Below are 21,804 nucleotides of genomic sequence, written 5' to 3'. Positions count from 1 at the left end.
GCCAACAGAGTGTAAAATTCTGCTGGCTTTTTTTATCTGCGTAAATGGTTTAAGAAAGTACAATTTACCATGTTAAGAAATTCATTACGATGTTAATCATGATTTCTTTTTCCTGTGGTTTTGATTCTGCGATAAGAAGAGTTAGGGCAACTAAGGTGCTGTCTGATAGTATTTTCTTGTTGTTTTTATAGAGAACTTGGTTCATATCCAAGAAATATAAAAATGTTGTAGCTGCAATTCTTTTGCATCCATCTACAAAAGGATGATCTTTGATGATGAAGTAAAGAAGGTTTGCTGCTTTTTCTTCTATTGACGGATAAGCCTCTTCTCCAAAAGCACTTTGATAGATGGAGTCGATGATTCCCTTTAATACGCCTTTTCCTTTTTCTTTTCCAAATATATCAGATGTTTCCGAATAGGACATTTTAGAGATTAGATTTCTGCATTCCTCATAAGTGAGTTTATATACTTCACCGGAACTTAATTTTGGTTTGGTGATAGTTTGGTGATCATAATCATCAAGCATATCTAATGCGAGTGAATATCTCTTCACGACTTCAAGAACCTTTTCGGCATCAAGATCAAGTACACCTGCTATGATATTTGACTGTATTTCTACTACTCTGTTCAGAGCAGCTAATCTTCTTTCGTTGACTGCGTACCCTTGCACAATATAGTCTTTTAAAATTTTATTAGCCCAGCGTCTAAATTCAACTCCTCGTGCTGATTTTACTCTATATCCGACTGAGATAATCATGTCGAGATTGTAGTATTCGACAGACCTTTTTACTTCTCTGGCACCTTCCTTTTGAACTGTCGCAAATTTTGCGACAGTTGAACTATCCAATTCTTCTTTAAGTGCATTATTGATATGTTTACCTATAGTCTTTACATCACGTTCGAATAAAGTTGCCAGTTGGTTTCTATTTAACCAAACAGTTTCTTTATCCGGCGTTACTTCTACAGGAAGTTCTAATTCACCATTTTTATAAATAATAATTTCATTGTGCATCCGTCTAATCCTCCTAACTGAGCAATTTATCTGCCTCTATGATAAATGACTCAATAATTTTTTCTTTAGACTCACTATCATTTGAGGTATTATATTTAGAAGAAAACTCTTGGTGAAGTAATTTAATGTCGTCAAGTAGAGTTGTATCTTTATCTAAGCTTCCGCGTCTTATTCTTCCATAAATTCTATTATAGTAAGTTGTAAATACTTGATACAAAGGGTTTTCAGCTTGTTTTTTCTTGTATATTTTTTTGCTGGCATATTCTTGGCACGCCTGCTTAGTGCCGGTAACTTTTCTTGTACAGTATTCCGCAAGGCTTGAGTATCTTGCAACGAAATATCTATCACAGTTTTTGCATTTACGAAGAGTCTGTTCCTTATGAATCAAGACCTGGACCATCTGCTTTACAAATTTCGTCAAACTATCACAGATAGGAAAGGATAGATCCTCATTTAATTTGTTTGGAAGGATTTTTATGATATCTTCCCATGAGGTCATTAATTGATTATTGGTGTCTCTTATATAGGGATTCAGCTCATTTAAAATAAGATCATATCCCCTATTTTGATTGTAAGCTTGATAAATCAATGCGATTTCGGATGTTGGCAGTTTTACTTTATACTCAGAAGAGATATTAAAAATTTCAAGAAGCTCCTGCCTCATTTGTTCTCTGTGTGTGAGTATATAGAAGATATCGTTATAAAGATTTACATAAGCGGTGCTTGCTGAATCAAAGTCAATTTTATATTTTCCGTCGTACAAACCTTCTTTACAGACCAAATACCGAAGAATTGTCCAAACATCGCCAAACAAGATATATAAAATAGGATATACCTCTGTAAGCTCATTGAATAACTTCAAGTAAGAACTAATAAAATTCTTGGTGTCATTTGTCAAATCAAAGTCGCTCTCATCCAAATCCAATTCACCCGTTTCTTCCTCTTCTTTTTCAATAAAGAGTAGTTTTCTAATCTCTGAAAAAGGAAGTTTTTCTGATGTAACATCTAAACCGAACAAGTTTAGGAGTAAAGAGAACTCATCACTTTCATAAATCATATTCTGTTCAATCATTTCGCTGAAATCCGTTGGTAAGTATTCAAAATAGATGCTCTCTTTATTTTGACTCAGAGTATAAAAAGAACTCTGTAGTAATTTTGAGTTGATAATATCGTTATATGAAAACAATGCAAAAACCTCCTTTTCTCAATCATACCAATAAATTATAACACAAAATAACAAAAAACTCAATATAATCTCTTGATAAACAAAAAGAGGTATGGCAATATAATGTCAAGAGATAGAAAAATAGTCAATATCGATAGAAAGGAGGACGAATTGTCCCAGATTACAATGTTGAATGCAAAAGACGTACAAAAAATTCTACAAGTTTCTCAGGCAAAAGCTTACGAGATTATAAGAAGTCTTAATATGGAACTGAAAGAAAAAGGATTTTACGTCTTACAAGGAAAAATCAATAAGGACTATTTTGAAGAGAGATTTTATGGAAAGGGTTAGATGATAATGCCGGCTTATAAAGATAAAGAAAGAAATACTTGGTATTCCAGTTTTAAATATAAGGATTGGAGTGGAAAATCCAGAAGTAAAACGAAACGAGGATTTGCTACTAAAAAAGAGGCACAGAATTGGGAAAGCCAGTTTAAGCTAAGAGAATCACATGAATTAGATATGAGATTTGATGAGTTTTACAAGCTGTATTTAGAATACTGTGAGAAGCGATTCAAGATAAACACAGTTAGAACAAAAGATCAGATATTTAGTTTTCATATCTTGCCATTCTTTGATAAAAAGAGAATCAATGAGATTACTCCGGCTATGATAACCGCTTGGCAAAATATTTTATTAGATGAGAGAGATGATGAAGGTAGAAGCTACAGCATGACCTATCTCAAAACTATACACAATCAATTGAGTGCTATATTCAATCATGCCTGTAGATTCTATAATCTTCCCAAAAACCCGGCAAGAACGGTTGGGAATATGGGGAAAAGAGGAGAGCGAAGAAGTTGAATTTTGGACAGTAGAAGAATTCAATCAATTCATAGTAGCTATTGAAGATAAGCCCCATTCAAGCTTGGCATTTAGAATTCTCTTTTGGGGAGGACTCAGATTAGGAGAAATGTTGGCATTGACATTAAAAGACTTCAACTTTGATGATAATACAATCAATATCAACAAGTCTTATCAGAGAATTGACCAAAAAGATATTATCACAACGCCTAAGACTCCAAAAGCGGTAAGAGTAGTTTCAATGCCCAAGACTGTTATGGAAGAGGCTCAGAACTTAATCGCTTGCACTTATGGAGTTGGGAAAGAAGATAGGGTATTTACTTTCAGCAAATCATTTTTACATCACGATATGAAAAGAGGATGTAAGGCTACTGGAGTGAAAAAGATAAAGGTTCATGCGTTAAGGCATTCTGCAATATCACTGCTGATAGAAAAAGGATTCAGTGTTGTGGATATTGGTAACAGGGTCGGGCACGATTCATCAGAAATCACTTTCAGATATGCCCATATGTTCCCTAATAAACAGCAAGAAATGAGAGGAATGTTGGAGTAGGTTATAGAAAATGTTTAGAAGCAAGTCATCAAGAGAGATAATGCGACAAATGGCTAAGAGAACTGAGAAGGAGCGTTTAGATAAGCTCAAGAAAAAAGAGAAGAACAGAAAAAGAGCAAATACGATTGCTTTTAGGATGAGCGACTAGGAGCGGAGACTATTTGAAAATAGAGTTGCAATGAGCGGCTTATTAAAACAGGATTTTATTATACAGTCCCTTTTATTTTCAAATGTTCAGTTTCTTGGTAGTACAATTGCGATTAAAAAAATTGAAGAGCGATTGGTCGAAATTGAAATGATGATCAAAAGTGTGCTGAAGAAAAAAGAATTGGATTCTGTGCTTGTAGAGGAATTAAGCAGCATTATAGAGCTTATGCAAAATAAAAGCCTTTAGCCAAAAGACCAAAGGCAAGATGAAAGTACAACTTGGTATTTCATCCCTGACAAGATTATTTTATCAGGTTGTACTTCCGTTTTCAATAAAAATTTTAGGAGGTTACCATGATAAACAAGGAGAACTATCTACAAAATATTCCACTTGAATTAAGGCAATATAAGCAATGGCTGTGGTTTAAGAGAATTGTAAAAGTGGACAAATGGGGAAAAGAAAAAATTTCTAAAATACCTATCAGCCCAATCACATTAAAATCAGATGGTTGGAACGATAGAAAGCATTGGACGGATTTTGAAACAGCAGTTAAAAATTCACCGAGCTGAAAGCGAGGGATGCTTATTGACCTTTAGGTCAATAAGATAGAAAATAGCAGTATATGGATTGTCTTTTGCACTAAGCAAAGATGATCCATTTGTTTGTATCGACTTAGATCGAGTTGATGACAGCTTTGGAGATTTTCTAAATGATTTCAATGACACCTATCGAGAAGTCTCACAATCCGGGAGAGGTGTTCATATCTTTGCTAAGGGTGTGATTGCAAAAAACTTCAATAATCAAATCGAAAAAGTGGAGATGTATCAGGAAAACAGGTGCATTGCGATGACAGGAAATATCCGAAAGTTTGGGAGTATGACTGTCAGAACAATCAAGCCAAAGCAAAAGGAACTGGATAAATACTATAAATTATTTGCTCCGAAGGATAGCATTAAAGAAGCGATTAGAAAGTATCAAGTGATGGATGACCTAGTTCCTTATTGCAACAAAGTTATAGAGATAATGTGCAGACATAATGCGAGGGCGAAGGCTTTGTTTGAAGGATCGAACACAAGCGGAGATCCAAGCAAAGATGATTTTGCACTCCTTGTTTTCCTAAACAGCTTTACACACGGAAACGCAGAAATGATGAAAGAAATCTTCCTCAGATCTGCACTGAGGGGTGAAAAAAATTCTGATTTTGAAATTCGAAAATGGAATGACCATATGACGAATATCCTCGGTGTTGAAATCGAGAGAGAGTTTGGAATCAAATATTCTAAAAGTCGTATGGAAGATGCAATCACTTTTGTCACACATAAAAGAACGATAAATTTGCCTGCAATGTATATGAAATCCTTGACTTATGTCGGCAAGGAACACATTTCAAAATTGCTTTCAAAATACCTTGGAGCGGAAAAAACGGAGCTGAATTCTTGGATAATGAAACATATCTTGGTAGGTATGGTAAAACGGGTATTTCATCCGAGTTGTAAGTTTGATGAGCTGATGGTCTTAACAGGTTCTCAAGGTGTGGGAAAGACATCTTTTATTTAAAAGTTGGCATTATTTCCGGAATGGTATTGTTCGCTCAATAACATCAAAGGCAAGGATGCAGTCAGCAATTTGGTGGGGAAAGTCGTAGTAGAACTGGAGGAATTTGTGGCACTTAGAAATGCAAAGAGTGCCGATGAAGCGAAGCTCTTTATTTCTGCAAGAACAAGCACAGTAAGACTTCCGTATGAAAGGTTTTCAAGAGATGTAAAACGAAATTGCATCTTAATTGCGACCACAAATGATGCTACTTTCTTAGGGGATTTTTCAGGAGAGCGAAGATATTTGCCGGTAAAAGTGGATATGGACAAAATACAAATGCCGCTCATGTATGATCCTGAAAAATTTCCTGTATTGGAAACTATCACAAGAGAAGAACATGAGGAAATGGTAAGGAGTGATTTCGAAGGAGCTATTGCAGAAGCCGTATATATTTACGAACATAAACTGCACGATTTCTATTTGCCGAAAGAATTGAGAAATGATCTGAGCCTTGTCATTCAAACGCATAAAAGTGAAAACAGACATGTCCAAAACTTCCTGACTTTATGGAATGGAAAACAACAAAATCTGATACTCCGAATCTTCTTTGTTCCGCAGAATTTACAAGTAAGTACCCGGAAACGAATGAAAAAGTCTTTTCAGAACTGATGGCAAATGAGATGGCAGGAGAATGGATCTTAGAAGCAAATTTGAAAAGCAAGAAGGTAAGGATTGATGGAGTGGTTCGAGTCAGCAAAAAATTCTACAAAAGAACGATAACTACAGACTTTGTGGAAGTAGAAGACTCGGAGATACCATTCTAAGAGTTTTGAAAAAGTTTGCTACCGCTACTTTGCTATCGACTTCAAAGGTAGTGTGGTAGTGGTAGCGATAACTTTCAAACTTCTATAAAACAAAAATTAGGCAGAATGAGAGTTATCCGTCTTGGCTACGGATGCCCCTATTCTTCTGTGATAGTCATAAGGGAGTAGAGTTCATTTTAATAAAAAGAGTATGTTCAGAGAGATAGCAAGCATATACTTTTTGACCACAGTCCAAAAAGTAGGCTTGTAAGCTGGGAATTCAGCTTAACCAATTTTAGGGAGAACCCTAAGACCCCGAAGAAGAAAGGAGTAATGAAAAATGTCAAAGGTAGTTAATCGTAAAAACAACTGTACCGTTCACTTTATGGTGAACGAAGAAGAGATGAAGGAACTCAATCGAAGATTTGCATTGACCAATTTCAAGAGTAAAAGAGAGTTTTATAGAGACAGTATTTTCAAGAATAGAATCATCAGCATTGATTTATCCGGTGAGTTTCGAAAAGAACTGAGAGAGCTTTCCACCCTTATCAGTCGTAATTCGGCGAATCTAAATCAGATAGCCAAAGCGGTAAACAGCACAGGAATTATCTGCAAAGATGATATTGAAAGCATCAAGAAAGCCTTGCAAGGTGAACTTCTTTTCTTGTCCGATCTTCGAGAAAAAGTTTCGGATTATATCATCAATGAGGTGATCAGCTGATGGCGGTTACGAAGATACATCCAATCAAGACCACGCTGAAAAAAGCGATAGACTACATCTGTAATGGCGATAAAACCGATGATGAAATCTATGTTACCACACATCTTTGCAGCAGAGAAAATGCTCATAAAGAGTTTGAACTTACAAAGAAACAATTTGGCTCAAGAACCAAGACTTTAGCTCATCATCTGATCCAATCCTTCGTGCCGGAAGAAGTGAGCTCCCACGAAGCTCATCAAGTGGGAATTGAACTTTGCGAAAAGGTTTTAGGCAGGAAATATGAATATGTCTTAGTAACGCATATCGACAAAGACCATATCCACAATCACATCATTTTTAATTCGATCGATGTAGATGAAGGTAAGGTTTATCGTTCCTATTACGGCTCCTATATGAATATACGAAATCAAAGTGACAAGCTGTGTAAAGAGCATAATTTATCTGTTATCGACCAAGAAACACAAAGGGAAATCAACGAAATTAAGCGAAGAAAATTTGTAAGTTGGCATGATTGGAATGAGGATAAAAAAGGCAGTAGCTATAAATCAAGACTTCAGTTTGACATTGATAGAACTATAAAGCAGTCAATCAACTGGCAGGATTTTTTATCTAAAATGGAAGGCTGCGGTTATGAAATTAAGATTGGCAAGCATATAGCTTTCAGGACTAAAAATCAGCAGAGATTTACCAGAGCAAAGACTATTGGAGCTAACTATACTGAGGAAAGAATTAAGGAGCGAATCCTGAATAAAGACAAAGAACTTGGCAATATCATCGACATCAAGAACAATGAAAAAGTGAAGTCAAGCAAAGGATATGAGCGTTTGGCTACGAAACATAATATGACGACCGCAGCAGGTACGATGATAGCAATTCGAGATAAGGGATTTCATTCGATGACGGAGTTGGAGTCTGAGATTAAGAGATTATCATCCCAAGCAAATCAGATCAGAAAAGAGTTTAGAGATAAGGAGTTTGAACAGAAACGAATCAAGGAAATTACAAAGTATCTGCAAACCTGCATCAATAAAAAAGCTCATTACGATGGATACAGAAAAAATCCAAATGACAAAATCTATATGATGATGAATCGAAAAGATGTGGAAGCCTATCAGGAAGCTTTTTCGGAAGTAGAGATTTTTATAAAACAGTTTCCACATCTAAAGAAAGAGATATTGGAAGGCTTAAAACGAGGTGATGGAAAGTAGATCTTTAAAAAACTTAATCAACATTCTAAGAACTTATACGACATACAGAAAGAACTTGCAGAAGAACACGATAAGTTACAGGAGAAGCGTAGCGAACTTGGGAAGCTTAAAGCAAACATCGATCAGTATCTTGGACGAAAGGAGGAGCCTAAAAAAAGTATTCTTCAGCAGATAAAAAGAGAATCGGATAAATCTCAGGAAATAAAATCAAATTCTCGAACAAAGGATATGGAACGATAAGAGTGTTGCACATGGTGAATGAAAATTTGTCATGTGCATTCTTTTTTGAGGAATTTCAGTTCAATATTTTTGATTTTAATAGAGTTATCGCTATGTTTTGGTTTGAAATTATGTTATAATGTAAAAGGTTTTTATATATTCGTGTAAGGTAGGTTCATCATGAAAGCTAATTATAAAAAATTATGGCATATTCTGCTCGACAGGAATATGAAGAAGAAGGAATTGGCAGAACTTGCTGGGGTCAGTACATACACGATTAATAAGCTCAATAAAAATGAGAATGTTACTGTGGAAGTCCTGGGGAAGATTTGCAAGTCATTGGATTGTAGCTTAGATGATATTATGGAATTTGAAGAGGAAGTCAAATAAAGCAAGGAAATAGCTATAGAGAGGATAAGCAAGCGGAAATGAAAGTGATTGATAATCTTAATGAAATAGTACGTGATGATATGATATCTACCATCGGCAAAGGTAGTAAAATGTCGATTGCAGCAGCATGCTTTTCTATGTATGCCTATAAGGAACTGAAGCAACAGTTGGAACAGGTCGATGAGTGCCGTTTTATATTCACATCACCTACTTTCATTACAGAAAAAGCAGAAAAACAGAAAAGAGAATTTTATATACCAAGGCTCAGCCGAGAAAACAGTCTATATGGTACAGAGTTTGAATTAAAGCTTAGGAATGAAATGACACAAAAAGCCATTGCCAAAGAATGTGCGGAATGGATAAGAAGAAAGGCTACTTTCAAATCGAATACTACTGGTGAAAATATGGGAGGCTTTATTACTGTGTCAGATAAAGATAAGCAGGTTGCCTATATGCCAATGAACGGCTTCACAACCGTTGATATTGGATGTGAACGTGGTAACAACAGCTATAACATGGTAAATCGACTGGAAGCTCCTTTTTCTGATTCTTATATCCAGTTATTTGAAATTCTATGGAATGACAAAAGAAAGTTGCAAGACGTAACAGATGTTGTTATTGAAAACATTACAACTGCATACAATGAAAACTCGCCGGAGTTCATTTATTTTATGACACTATATCATGTGTTTAGTGAATTTCTTGAGGACATCTCAGAAGATGAGCTTCCCAATGAGGCAACCGGCTTTAAACAGAGTAAAATCTGGAGTATTCTATACGATTTTCAGCGAGATGCGGTGCTTGCCATCATCAATAAGCTGGAAAGATACAATGGCTGTATTCTAGCAGATAGTGTGGGTCTGGGTAAGACCTTCACAGCCCTTGCTGTTATGAAGTACTACGAAAACAGAAATAAGAGTGTTCTTGTTCTTTGTCCCAAGAAACTAGCTGAAAACTGGAATACGTATAAAGATAATTATGTTAATAATCCTATCGCAGACGATCGTCTCAATTATGATGTTTTATTTCACACCGATTTATCCAGAAACCATGGTTATTTTAATGGATTAGATTTGGATCGATTGAACTGGGGGAACTACGATCTTGTAGTGATAGATGAATCTCATAACTTCCGTAATGGAACAGGCACGCATGCTAATACGAAGGAAAATCGATATATGAAGCTAATGGATAAGATTATTAGAGCCGGGGTTAAAACAAAGGTTCTGATGCTATCAGCTACACCGGTAAATAATCGATTTGTAGATTTGAAAAATCAGCTTGCTATTGCTTATGAAGGGGATTCTGAAACAATCAATAAAAAACTGGATACAAATAAGACCATTGAGGAAATCTTTAGACAGGCGCAGAAAGCATTTAATGCTTGGAGCAAGTTGGAAATAGAAAGCAGAACAACAAATGCACTACTTCGTACACTGGACTTTGATTTCTTTGAATTACTCGACAGCGTTACAATTGCGCGATCCAGAAAGCACATTGAAAAATACTACGACACAGCAGAAATTGGTAAGTTCCCAGAAAGAAGAAAGCCGATTTCTCTTAGACCTCAGCTCACAGATTTGAATTCAGCCATTAACTATAATCAGATTTATGAACAGTTAATGATGCTGTCTCTTTGTATTTACACTCCTTCAAACTATATCTTCCCAAGCAAGTTGCAGAAGTATATGGACCTTACTCATAACAAGGGTGATAACCTTACCCAGACCGGTCGTGAAGAAGGAATCAAGAGACTGATGAGCATTAATCTTTTGAAAAGACTGGAAAGCTCGGTCAATTCATTTCGTCTTACACTCCATCGGATGAAGACTCTTATAGATAGTACAATTGAGGCTATAAATCGTTTTGAAAAGTATGGCAAAGCTGATATTGACATGTATGAGGCATCCGATTCTGAATGGGACATGGATGATAGCAATACGGAGTATTTTACTGTCGGCAAGAAAGTAAAGATTGAGCTTGCTGACATGGACTATAAAACTTGGCGTACCGAACTTATGGCTGATGCTGAGACACTTGAACTATTGACACTTATGGTATCGGATATTACACCGGAGCATGATAGTAAGCTACAGGAACTCTTGAAACTGATATCCGAGAAAATTGAAAATCCTATCAATCCGAGTAATCAAAAAGTGCTTGTTTTCTCAGCTTTCTCTGATACCGCTGAGTACTTGTATGAGCATGTGAGCGACTTTATTAAAAAGAAGTATGGGCTTGATACCGCGGTTATTACCGGTACCATTGATGGAAGAACAACGATTAAGGGTTTTAGAGCAACTCTGAACAATGTACTCACTTGTTTTTCGCCGATTTCAAAGGACAGAGATGTTTTGATGCCGGGGAGTAAAACTGAAATCGATGTTTTGATTGCAACAGATTGTATTTCAGAAGGTCAGAACCTTCAGGATTGCGATTATCTGGTTAATTATGATATTCACTGGAATCCAGTGCGTATCATTCAGCGTTTTGGTCGAATTGATCGTATCGGTAGTAAAAATGAATACATCCAGTTGGTAAACTTTTGGCCGGATCTGGATTTGGATGAGTATATCAATCTCAAGGCTCGCGTCGAGACAAGGATGAAAATTTCCATCATGACCTCTACGGGCGATGATGATCTTATCAATCCGGAGGAGAAGGGAGATCTCGAATATCGTAAACAGCAGTTGAAACGCCTGCAGGAAGAGGTGGTTGATATTGAAGATATGTCCACAGGAATTTCCATCATGGACTTAGGGCTTAACGAATTCAGACTTGACCTACTGGAGTATGTGAAGAACAACGGGGATATGGACAAAAAGCCGAAGGGAATGCATGCTGTGGTACCTGCTACAGAAGAGCTTCCAGAAGGTGTTGTATTCGTGCTCAAAAATATAAATAACAGTGTAAACATAGACAACCAAAACAGAATCCATCCGTTCTACATGGTTTATATCGGAAATGATGGAGATGTGATTTGTGACTATCTGAATCCGAAAGAAATGTTGGATGATATCAGACTTCTTTGTAGGGGAAAGAAAGAACCTATAAAAGAACTTTGCAAATGCTTTAATGAGGAAACGGACGATGGGAAAAATATGATCGGGATGTCAGAACTTCTCGGTGAAGCCATCAACTCCATTATTGATTCCAAAGAAGAAAGCGATATCGACAGCCTGTTCACAGCAGGAGGGACTTCTGCACTAATGTCTGCAGTATCGGGATTAGATGACTTCGAGTTAATTTGTTTCTTAGTTGTAAAATAAGTTGCGGTGGTAAAACGATGATAGGATTGCCAAAAACTACAGAATTTAATAAGAGAATTCCAAAACAGAAATTCTATGAGAATCTGGACATCTCACCGGCATTGAAAAAGATATTTGTCGAGCAGGTAAATACAATATACTGGAAAAATAAGATTGCAATATCCACAACAAATCTTGCCGCCGGAACCGATGTAACGGAACTGGAGGTGTTTGAGGTTCGATTAAGCAGTCCGGTACTCGATGATAGTCTTTTAAGACAGATTGATAAGGAAATTCCATATCATATTCTGTTTTTGCTAGAATATAAAGGTAAGTATCAAGCGTGGATTGGATACAAAGAGGCTGTAGCATCTGGCAATAAGGCTTTTAAAGTAAACGGATATTACCACACAGAATGGTTAGCTGAGGACGAGCTTCCATTAAAGTTGGAAGGCTTGAATGTTGATGCAGTTTATGAAAACTTCGTGCGTCAGATTGCCGGTGATAAGTTAAAAACAGAAACTGCCGGTGAAAGCCTGAAAGCGTCTGTTGCTCGTGATGAGCTGGAGCAGCAATTGCAGAAGCGAATAGAAGCACTTCAAGCGAAAATCCGTAAGGAAAAGCAGCTTAATAAACAGATGCAAATGAATACTGAGCTAAAGAAGCTAAAGAAGGAATTGGAGGTTCTTTAAATGGACAAAATGAGAATGGAATCAGTTGATGTATCAGCTCGAAATATTGAAAAAATTGAAAAGATATTTCCTGAGTGTATAACAGAAACTGTTGATGAAAACGGGAAACTTAAGAAAGCAATTAATTTTGAATTGCTTAGACAGACTTTATTAGGAGAAGCGATTGAGGGCGAAGAGGCTTACGAACTTAGCTGGGTTGGCAAGAAGAGTGCTATTATTGATGCCAATAGTCCTATTAGAAAGACCTTGCGTCCATATCCTAATGAAAGTGTTGATTGGTATACTACAGAAAATCTGTATATTGAAGGTGACAATCTAGAGGTGCTAAAGCTTTTGCAAGAGAGTTACCTTGGTAAAATCAAACTTGTGTACATTGACCCTCCATATAATACTGGAAATAATATTCTTTATAAAAATGATTACAGTGTATCTCAGGATGAATATGACGAAGAAATTGGAATGGATGAAGATGGAAATTATCTGTTTACTAACACAGAAAGCAATGGACGTTTTCATTCAGATTGGCTTAGTATGATGTATTCCCGTATTAAGGTAGCTAAAAATTTAATGGCGGATGACGGATTTTTTGCAATAGCGATTGACCATAATGAACTTTTCAATCTTGGTGAAATATGCGACGAAATATTTGGTTTTTCAAATAGAATAGGCATTATTTCTGTTGTTCATAAGCCTGAAGGAAGAAATCAAGCAAAATATATCGGGCCTAGCAATGAATTTATGCTTCTATACATAAAAGACGACAGAAAGGCCAGAATTCGTAAGGTGGCACTTGATGATGAGCAAGTTGCGCTGTTTGATATGCGCGATGAAAATGGAGCTTATCGTTTGAAAAATTTCATTCGACTTGCGGATGGTAAATATGCAACAAGAGAAGCTAAACCGGATTTTTGGTATCCGATTTGGGCAGCAAAGGATTTAAGTAAGGTCAGTGTTGATGAGTTAGCCGATGCAGTTCCAGTATATCCTATTACAGAAACCGGTGTTGAGAGAACTTGGAAAACAACAAAAGAGACTTGCGCTGACAGAATTGCAGCAGGCGATATCTTAGCACAGAAAGAATCCAGCAAAATATATATCTATGAAAAATTGAGAGAAGACCAAGTAATCAAAACTCATTGGATAAATAAAAAGTACCACGGATTTCACTTTGGAACAAAGATATTGGATGATTTGTTAGGAGTTAAAACATTTGATTTCCCAAAATCTTTATATTTGATGCACGATATTATAAAGTTGTTTACTGAAAAAGATGATATTATTTTAGACTTCTTTTCTGGTTCTGCAACATCGGCCCACGCTATTATGCAGTTGAATTCTGAGGACATGGGAGAAAGAAAGTTTATTCTTGCACAGATTCCTGCTTCTTGCGACTCTAAATCTGCAGCATATAAAGCAGGGTATCATAATATTTGTGAAATTGGTAAGGAGAGAATAAGACGCGCCGGAAGAAAAATTAAAGACGAAAATCCGTTGACAACACAGGATTTGGATACAGGATTCAGAGTGTTTAAAGTAGCTGATAGTAACATGAACGATGTTTACTACAGCCCGGCAGAATACAGTCAGGACTTGCTTTCAATGCTTGAATCCAATGTTAAATCCGACCGTAATGACCTTGACCTGTTGTTTGGCTGCCTTCTTGAGTGGGGACTTCCTTTATCACTGCCTTATAGCTTAGAACTGATAGAGGGATGCACAGTTCATAATTATAACGATGGAGACCTTATTGCATGCTTCGATGAGAACGTTCCTGATAGCGTAATCAAGGAAATCGCCAAGAAACAGCCCCTTCGGGCGGTGTTCCGTGATAGTAGTTTTGCGGACAGTCCTTCGAAAATCAATGTAGGAGAAATGTTTAAACTTTTAGCACCGGATACAAGAGTAAAAGTCATTTAAGGAGGGCGGTTATGAAACTACAATTTAAACATCAGAAATTCCAAGCGGATGCTGCCAAAGCTGTAGTTGATGTTTTTGCTGGACAGCCTTATTTAACACCTTCCTATATGATGGATAAGGGTTCTGGAGTATATCAGCAAACCATTTCAGAAGAAGAGGATTTTACCGGCTGGAGCAATCAGAAAATCATTCCGGAACTGAATGATCATATTATTTTGGATCATATACAAAAATTACAGAGAGTGCATCAAATTGAGCCTTCTCATAAACTGGAAGGTAGATATAATCTGACGATTGAAATGGAGACCGGTGTCGGAAAAACCTATACTTATATCAAGACAATGTATGAGCTGAACAAGCACTACGGATGGAGTAAGTTTATCGTTGTCGTACCAAGCATCGCTATCCGTGAAGGGGTGTATAAATCCTTTCAGATTACGCAGGAGCATTTTGCCGAGGAGTATGGAAAGAAGATACGTTTCTTTATCTATAACTCCTCCCAGCTTACAGAAATCGACAGATTTGCATCCGATAGCTCCATCAATGTAATGATCATCAATTCTCAGGCTTTCAATGCCAAGGGTAAGGATGCGAGACGTATTTATATGAATTTGGATGAGTTTCGTTCCCGTCGTCCAATTGATATTATCGCAAAGACAAATCCAATTTTGATTATTGATGAGCCACAGTCTGTAGAAGGTAAGCAGACAAAGGAAAACTTAAAGCAGTTTAATCCTTTAATGACCCTTCGTTATTCTGCGACCCACAAGAGCGATAGCATATATAATATGATTTATCGCCTAGATGCGATGGAGGCTTACAATAAACGCCTTGTTAAGAAAATCGCTGTGAAGGGGATCACGGAATCCGGCAGCACAGCGACTGAAAGCTATATTTATTTAGAAAGCATCAATCTTTCTAAAGCTGCACCTACAGCGACAATTCAGTTTGATACGAAGGGTTCAACCGGAATCAGAAAGATTACTCGTACTGTTTCAGAAGGGTATAACCTTTATGATAATTCCGGTCAGATGGAAGAGTATAAGCAAGGATTCGTTGTATCCAGAATTGATGGACGTGACGACTCTGTAGAATTTATCAATGGTATTAAACTTTATGCAGGTGATGTAATTGGAAAAGTAAGCGAAGACCAGCTTCGCCGCATCCAGATTAGAGAAACTATTCTTTCTCATATTCAGAGAGAAAGAGAATTGTTCTATAAAGGCATTAAAGTTCTTTCGCTGTTCTTTATTGATGAAGTTGCCAAGTACAAGCAGTACGACGCAGCTGGTCAGCCAATGAATGGTAGTTATGCCGAGATGTTCGAGGAAGAATATAAGGATGTCATTGGTAATCTTCAAATTGGTATGGGCGAAGACGACTACATGAAGTACCTTTCTGCTATCTCTGCAGATAAGACACATGCAGGCTATTTCTCTATCGATAAAAAAGGAAAGATGATTGATAGTAAGGTTGCACGTAAAGAAACAACGACCGATGACGTTGATGCATACGACCTTATTATGAAAAATAAAGAGCTTCTTCTTGATAGAAATCCGAAGAAGTCTCCAGTACGTTTTATCTTCTCACACTCTGCGCTTCGTGAAGGATGGGACAACCCTAACGTATTCCAGATTTGTACTTTAAAGCAGAGTAGCAGTGATGTGCGTAAAAGGCAGGAAGTGGGTAGAGGGCTTCGTCTTTGTGTAAATCAAGATGGTGAGCGTATGGATACTAATGTCCTTGGAGGTGATGTCCACAATGTGAATGTACTGACGGTCATTGCGAGCGAAAGTTATGACAGTTTTGCGAAAGGTCTTCAGAGCGAACTTGCTGAGGCTGTTGCGGATAGACCCAAGGCTGTTACTGCAGAACTTTTTATCGGGAAAGTCATTAAGGACGATAAGGGGAATGAGCAGGTTGTTGATGGAGATACAGGCAGAGCAATTCACTTTGATTTAATCGTGAATGGCTATATCGATAAAAAAGGTGTTCTCACAGATAAATATTATGAAGACAAAGCAAATGGGGATATAAAAATTGCGGATGAAGTAGCTGATTCGGCTCCGTCCGTCATTGCAATTATTGATTCTATCTATGACAGTAGAGCTATGCAGCCGGAAGATGCGCGTAAAAATAATGTTGAGCTTTCTGTAGATGAGGATAAACTCGCTATGCCAGAGTTCAAGGCGCTGTGGTCTCAAATCAATTCCAAGTCTGTCTATGTGGTTGACTTCGACACGGATGAACTCGTTCAGAAGGCGATCGCATCCTTGGATAAGAAGCTGAATGTTTCCAAGATATACTTTAAAGTCGAAACAGGTGCAATGGAGCAAATTCGTTCAAAAGAGGAGCTGATGAGCGGGGCTGCTTTTGTCAAAGAAGAAATCGAGAATTATAAACATACAATATCTGCAAGCTCCAATATCAAATATGATTTGATAGGGAAATTAGTAGATGAGACTGGACTTACGAGAAAAGCAATTATTCAGATACTTCAAGGAATAGACGCTTATGTATTTGATCAGTTTAAGCTTAATCCGGAAGAGTTTATTATAAAAGCAGCAGGGCTTATCAATGATGAAAAGGCGACGGCTATTATTGAGCATATTACCTATGATGTAATGGACGAGAAGTATGATACTACTGTGTTTACAGATCTGACCATTAAAGGACGTCTTGGGCATAATGCGATGAAGGCAAAGAAGCATCTCTATGACCATCTCGTTTATGATTCAACGAATGAGCAGTCCTTTGCGACTGAACTTGACACGAATAAGGATGTTGCAGTCTATGTGAAACTTCCTGATGGTTTTTATATTAGTACTCCAGTTGGAAAGTATAATCCAGACTGGGCAATAGCATTTTACGAGGGCAATATCAAACATATTTACTTCATTGCAGAAACGAAAGGTTCTATGAACTCAATGCAGCTTCGTCTTATTGAAGAATCCAAAATCCACTGCGCAAGAGAACACTTTAAGGCAATCAGCAATGGGAATGTGGTCTATGATGTTGTAGATAGCTATAAATCTTTGCTTGAAAAGGTAATGAAATGATGTGATGAAAGTGGAAGGTATTTTTTGAATTTTTGGTTGGATGATATTTAATGATATCACCTAAGGATTAGAAAATAGGAGGATTTATGGCAAAAATAGGGTTTTTATTTGGTGCAGGAGCAGAGATTTGTTATGGTCTACCCACAGGTGGAAAGTTTGCTTTAGATATTTTTAGACAAGATGTATCTATTAGTAAAAAAGAATTTATTGAAATGAGGGATTCCATAGATAATACAACTAAGTATGCAGGAAATTGGTTGCCAGAGGATTATGAAACAAGAAGCGTAAGTACATATGGAAAATCTGTAATTGAGAATATAGTAAAAGATACTCTTGAACACAAACGTGAATATATCATTAGCAATTTGAACGCTTTTGACTCTTATGCTGAAAAAGGAAAAAACCATATAGGGAACATAGATGAAATAATATATAATATCTTGAAAAGAAAGGTAAGCGATTGTCAATTAAATAATAGTGTATCATTTAATCCAGCCTTGAATGAAGGAAATAAGATCTTTAAGAGTCATTATTTTTCTGCGCTCTTATTAATTTATAAAGGGAAAGAACTGCGCAGCAATCTGCAATCAGAACTTAAAAAAATTATTGTTTCAATTTTACAACTGCAAATTGGTGCATTAGGGTCCAGTTTGGTTAAAAATATTAATGACAATCTTTTTAAGAAAAAAGACGAGGAAATTGATTTATTTGATGATATAGGAGAGGTCCTAAGGTTAAATTATCAATCAGCAGGAGTGATTGGGGTAGAGTATTTATATGATAATTTTAAAAGTGCAAATATGGAGTCTTTAGATGATCAGTCAAAAATAGTATATTTTGCGAAGTATATACTAGAAGATATTTTTTCATCGGTATTAGATTATAAATCTTTAATTGATTCTAATTGGCATTATTTGTATTGTCCTAAAAATGAGTGGGCAAAGTTTTGTAAGATATCTATATTTTTGTTGACTGTCAAAAATTATATAGAGCAGAATCTTCTGTTGAATATAACTAATATAGGATACTATGATGATTTGAAGGATAGCATTGAAAAATCGAGGATAGAAGTCGCTAAGATTGCGACAACAAATTATAATAAGATAATTATAGAAAAACTTAAGGAAGACATTACCTATTTAAACGGTTCTGTGGCTCAGTGGTATGATCCATATTTAAATAAAATAGATACAAAAGAGAATTTGGGTGGCAGATTTATTGTTCCGTTACTGTTTACTCAAAGTGGAACAAAACCTATGACTTCTATTTTCAAATCTTGTGAATATGTAGATTTATATAGAGATTGGAAAGAAGCTGACTATATTGTTATAGTAGGCTTCGGATTTAATAAAGATGATGAGCACATTAACGGCATCATTAGAACATTGGTTAATGATGATGACAAAAAAGTAATAATAGTAGGTAGGAATACCTCAGAAGAAGAAATCGTAGAACGGCTTATAATCGAAAAAACAGATAATATAACAGTTTGCAATGTAGATGGTCAGAGGACTATTGAGAACAAACTATGGATTGAGTATATACTTGATAAGATAAACAGAATAGAATAATCAAAGATATTTCATTTGCAGTATCATGAAGTACTTTTGAAGTATTTTGATAAAAAAACACATATAAAAACTGCAAAATTATAGAATGGGTGCAAATGAAAGTCCCGTAAATGCTTATTTTGTAATTGGTAGCAGGCTTTATATGAAGAGTGGGAATAACAGATACAAAAAAGTTTCTGTTATAGAACCATTGAAAACGCAGGGTTCTATAGACTTGAAAGCGTGAAAACTGCCTTGGTGATACTATTTTGATACTAAAAAGCTGAAATAATAGGTTCAACAGGGAGTTGTTGAATTTAGGTGAATTCTTTAAAGCCTTCCATCGTTTGGATGGAAGGCTTTTGTGGAAGCAGAGAGTGACAAATTAGAATTTATAGAGGTAAATTAAAATGAAAAATGTTGTTATATATGTTCATGGTAAGGATGGTACCGCAGAAGAATAAAATCGCTATAGGGAATTTTTGGATGACAGTTTTGAAATAATTGGATTTGATTATAAATCAGAAAAGCCTTGGGATACAATAATAGAGTTTAGTAATTATTTTAATTCAATCATTCCTAAATATAATAAAGTTTATTTAATTGCTAATAGCATAGGAGCATATTTTTCATTGGTATCTTTATCAGATTCTCTTTAAATTCATGGAATTTCTTGCTCAATTTATTGAGAAGAGCAAATAATTTTATTGAAAAAATGTGGAATTTATTGTAATAAAGGAAATTATGTAGTATTATGTAGTATAATATAATATGTTTTTATTAAAAGTTTAGGTTTCATTTCTATAAAATTTATAATATTTATGCGATATGACAATATGAGTTGTTAAAACTGTGAAATATAGCTGTTATTTCAATTATTAAAACTTTGTTTTATCTTTTAATAATGTTTATAAATGAAAGGAGTGATCTTTATGTTGCGAGGTATTATCGAACAAAAGGAAATTTCTAAAGAAAGATTTGAAGCAAGACAGGATCAAATTCAGGAGCAGGCTTTGAAACGTTTCGTTGAAAACGATTCCAAAAGGAATTCTAATCTTGAAAAAATTGATATTAAAGATAATACTCTGAAATCAAGAAGAAAGTTGCTTAATGATTATGATTCGATTGCTATGGAGCGTATCATGGGGAAAAGTGATCTCTTCCCGATTTCATACTTACAGATGGGAACCAATTCAGGAAATTCTATTTGTCGCATTCAGATTCGTGATGATAAGGGAAGTTTTATTGGCTCCGGAACAGGATTTTTGGTTTCGGAAAATGTACTGATGACAAATAATCATGTTATTGATAGTATGAGGACTGCTCTAAATTCTATTGCCGAGTTTAATTATCAAGATGATGTAAACTTCATGCCTTGTCCTACATATACTTTTCGTCTAAATCCTGAACAGTTTTTTGTTACGGATGAGGAGCTTGATTTTACTCTGGTTGCACTTAAAGATAATCCTTCAAGCGATAAACAGCCTAAAGATTTTGGACATCTTCATCTCGTTGCTGAAGAGGGAAAAATTCTTGAAGGAGAATATGTTTCTATCATTCAACATCCAAACGGAGGACCAAAGGCAGTCACTATTAGGGAAAATAAAGTAAGCTCTATTTTAGATGACTTCATCCACTACCTAACAGATACTGAGCCTGGCTCTTCAGGTTCACCGGTATTCAATGATCAATGGATTGTTGTAGCTCTTCATCACTCAGGAGTGCCTAACCCTAATAAAAAGAACGCATGGATTGCAAATGAGGGAATTCGCATCAGTTCCATTTCAAATTATTTTGCAAAGAAATACAATAATTTCACGGCAGAAGAAAAGATGTTCATTGGGGAAATTTTTCCAAACTTGGATATTTGTGGTGAGCCTAATCCTTCTAATCCCATTCCTTCCAAAATAGATGTGGGATATGACAGTACTTTTCTTGGCTCAGAGTATAAAGTTGACCTTCCGAGGCTTTCTGATGAGATGAAGAAAGATGTCTCTTGCATGGATAATGGTAGCTATGTTTTGGATTATACGCATTTTTCAATTGTGATGTGTCGTTCACGTTGCCTTGCTTATTTTACAGCTGTAAATATAGATGGAAATCAAGCTAAAAATATAAAAAGGAGTGGAGATAGTTGGAACTTTGATCCAAGGATTCCTACAGATGCCCAGTATGGAGATGAGCTATACGCCAAAAATGATTTAGATCGTGGTCACTTGGTAAGGAGATTGGATCCTGTTTGGGGAGATAAGGCTATTCAGGCAAATAATGATACTTTTCATTTTACAAACAGCTCACCTCAGCACAAAAACTTAAATCAAAAGATTTGGCTCGATTTAGAAAATTATATTTTAAAAAATGCACAAAATCACAATCTGAAGGTTTCTGTTTTCACCGGTCCTGTATTTAGAAGTGATGACATGATTTACCGTGGGAAATTCAAGATACCGGCAGAATTTTGGAAAGTTGCAGTCATGATTAAGGACGATGGAAAAATGTCTGCTACTGCTTACCTTCAAACTCAGAAAAATATGATTGAAAACCTCGAATTTGCATATGGAGAATACAAAACATATCAAGTTCCGGTTGCTCGCATAGAAGAAATTACAGGCTTGGACTTTGGTGAACTATCACAATATGATCCGATTGCAAACATTGAATCAGCAGGCATGGTAATTGGAGCACCAGAACATATCAAGTTGTAAAAAGGAGGGTATCA

At 36.1% G+C, this 21,804-nt stretch carries 18 protein-coding genes and 1 pseudogene; 17 read left to right on the top strand and 2 right to left on the bottom strand.

Annotation, left to right across the window (positions count from 1 at the left end; translation table 11 throughout):
• Positions 1-64: 64 nt before the first annotated feature.
• Both rhuM and HMPREF9630_RS03545 read right to left on the bottom strand, forming a co-directional pair.
• Positions 65-1,012, bottom strand: coding sequence for a RhuM family protein (gene rhuM / locus HMPREF9630_RS03550; RefSeq protein WP_009527162.1), 948 nt, complete (start codon positions 1,010-1,012; stop codon positions 65-67).
• A 13-nt stretch (positions 1,013-1,025) separates the two neighbouring features.
• Complete coding sequence (locus HMPREF9630_RS03545; RefSeq protein WP_009527161.1) at positions 1,026-2,198, bottom strand: DUF6076 domain-containing protein; 1,173 nt, start codon at positions 2,196-2,198, stop codon at positions 1,026-1,028.
• Between the two features lie 102 nt (positions 2,199-2,300).
• On the opposite strand from HMPREF9630_RS03545, the gene HMPREF9630_RS03540 reads away from it, so the two are divergent.
• The 17 genes and pseudogenes from HMPREF9630_RS03540 (at position 2,301) to HMPREF9630_RS03465 (ending at position 21,790) form a co-directional block, all read left to right on the top strand.
• Complete coding sequence (locus HMPREF9630_RS03540) at positions 2,301-2,528, top strand: hypothetical protein (RefSeq protein ID WP_009527160.1); 228 nt, start codon at positions 2,301-2,303, stop codon at positions 2,526-2,528.
• Complete coding sequence (locus HMPREF9630_RS10755; protein WP_009527159.1) at positions 2,529-3,041, top strand: tyrosine-type recombinase/integrase; 513 nt, start codon at positions 2,529-2,531, stop codon at positions 3,039-3,041.
• Positions 3,004-3,594, top strand: a complete 591-nt coding sequence (locus HMPREF9630_RS10750; protein ID WP_009527158.1) for a site-specific integrase — start codon at positions 3,004-3,006, stop codon at positions 3,592-3,594. The genes HMPREF9630_RS10755 and HMPREF9630_RS10750 overlap by 38 nt, the downstream gene beginning before the upstream one ends.
• Positions 3,595-3,604: 10 nt before the next feature.
• Entirely contained in the window at positions 3,605-3,742 is a 138-nt protein-coding gene (locus tag HMPREF9630_RS10520; RefSeq protein ID WP_009527157.1) for a hypothetical protein, read from the top strand.
• 30 nt (positions 3,743-3,772) lie between these two features.
• A complete protein-coding gene (locus HMPREF9630_RS10515) occupies positions 3,773-3,988 on the top strand; it encodes a hypothetical protein (protein ID WP_009527156.1) in 216 nt (71 codons plus the stop codon).
• A gap of 107 nt (positions 3,989-4,095) precedes the next feature.
• Positions 4,096-4,311 (top strand): hypothetical protein, encoded by a 216-nt coding sequence (locus tag HMPREF9630_RS10510; protein WP_009527155.1) that lies wholly within the window; start codon positions 4,096-4,098, stop codon positions 4,309-4,311.
• 250 nt (positions 4,312-4,561) lie between these two features.
• Positions 4,562-5,947: pseudogene (locus tag HMPREF9630_RS10620) on the top strand (VapE domain-containing protein).
• Positions 5,948-5,958: 11 nt separating this feature from the next.
• Complete coding sequence (locus HMPREF9630_RS10505; protein ID WP_242824675.1) at positions 5,959-6,102, top strand: hypothetical protein; 144 nt, start codon at positions 5,959-5,961, stop codon at positions 6,100-6,102.
• Between the two features lie 319 nt (positions 6,103-6,421).
• Entirely contained in the window at positions 6,422-6,802 is a 381-nt protein-coding gene (locus HMPREF9630_RS03510) for a plasmid mobilization protein (protein ID WP_009527151.1), read from the top strand.
• Complete coding sequence (locus HMPREF9630_RS03505) at positions 6,802-8,010, top strand: relaxase/mobilization nuclease domain-containing protein (RefSeq protein WP_009527150.1); 1,209 nt, start codon at positions 6,802-6,804, stop codon at positions 8,008-8,010. Before HMPREF9630_RS03510 ends, HMPREF9630_RS03505 begins: the two co-directional genes overlap by 1 nt.
• Before the next feature lie 399 nt (positions 8,011-8,409).
• A complete protein-coding gene (locus tag HMPREF9630_RS03500; RefSeq protein WP_009527149.1) occupies positions 8,410-8,619 on the top strand; it encodes a helix-turn-helix domain-containing protein in 210 nt (69 codons plus the stop codon).
• Between the two features lie 38 nt (positions 8,620-8,657).
• Positions 8,658-11,888 carry a helicase-related protein gene (locus tag HMPREF9630_RS03495; RefSeq protein WP_009527148.1) on the top strand — a complete coding sequence of 1,077 codons (3,231 nt, stop codon included), beginning with the start codon at positions 8,658-8,660 and terminating at the stop codon, positions 11,886-11,888.
• A gap of 17 nt (positions 11,889-11,905) precedes the next feature.
• On the top strand, positions 11,906-12,559 hold the full coding sequence (locus HMPREF9630_RS03490) for a DUF4391 domain-containing protein (protein ID WP_009527147.1): 654 nt from the start codon (positions 11,906-11,908) through the stop codon (positions 12,557-12,559).
• Entirely contained in the window at positions 12,560-14,476 is a 1,917-nt protein-coding gene (locus HMPREF9630_RS03485) for a site-specific DNA-methyltransferase (protein WP_009527146.1), read from the top strand.
• A gap of 11 nt (positions 14,477-14,487) precedes the next feature.
• Positions 14,488-17,535: a type III restriction-modification system endonuclease gene (locus HMPREF9630_RS03480; RefSeq protein WP_009527145.1), complete on the top strand. Its 3,048-nt coding sequence runs from the start codon at positions 14,488-14,490 to the stop codon at positions 17,533-17,535.
• A gap of 86 nt (positions 17,536-17,621) precedes the next feature.
• Entirely contained in the window at positions 17,622-19,106 is a 1,485-nt protein-coding gene (locus HMPREF9630_RS03475; RefSeq protein ID WP_009527144.1) for a hypothetical protein, read from the top strand.
• Positions 19,107-20,017: 911 nt separating this feature from the next.
• Positions 20,018-21,790, top strand: a complete 1,773-nt coding sequence (locus tag HMPREF9630_RS03465) for a DNA/RNA non-specific endonuclease (protein ID WP_009527143.1) — start codon at positions 20,018-20,020, stop codon at positions 21,788-21,790.
• Positions 21,791-21,804 lie beyond the last annotated feature (14 nt).

It is taken from the genome of Peptoanaerobacter stomatis (assembly GCF_000238095.2).
GTDB classification, from domain to species: domain Bacteria; phylum Bacillota; class Clostridia; order Peptostreptococcales; family Filifactoraceae; genus Peptoanaerobacter; species Peptoanaerobacter stomatis_A.
Note: the sequence above shows the minus strand (reverse complement) of the source record. Positions and strands in the feature narration are given on the sequence as shown.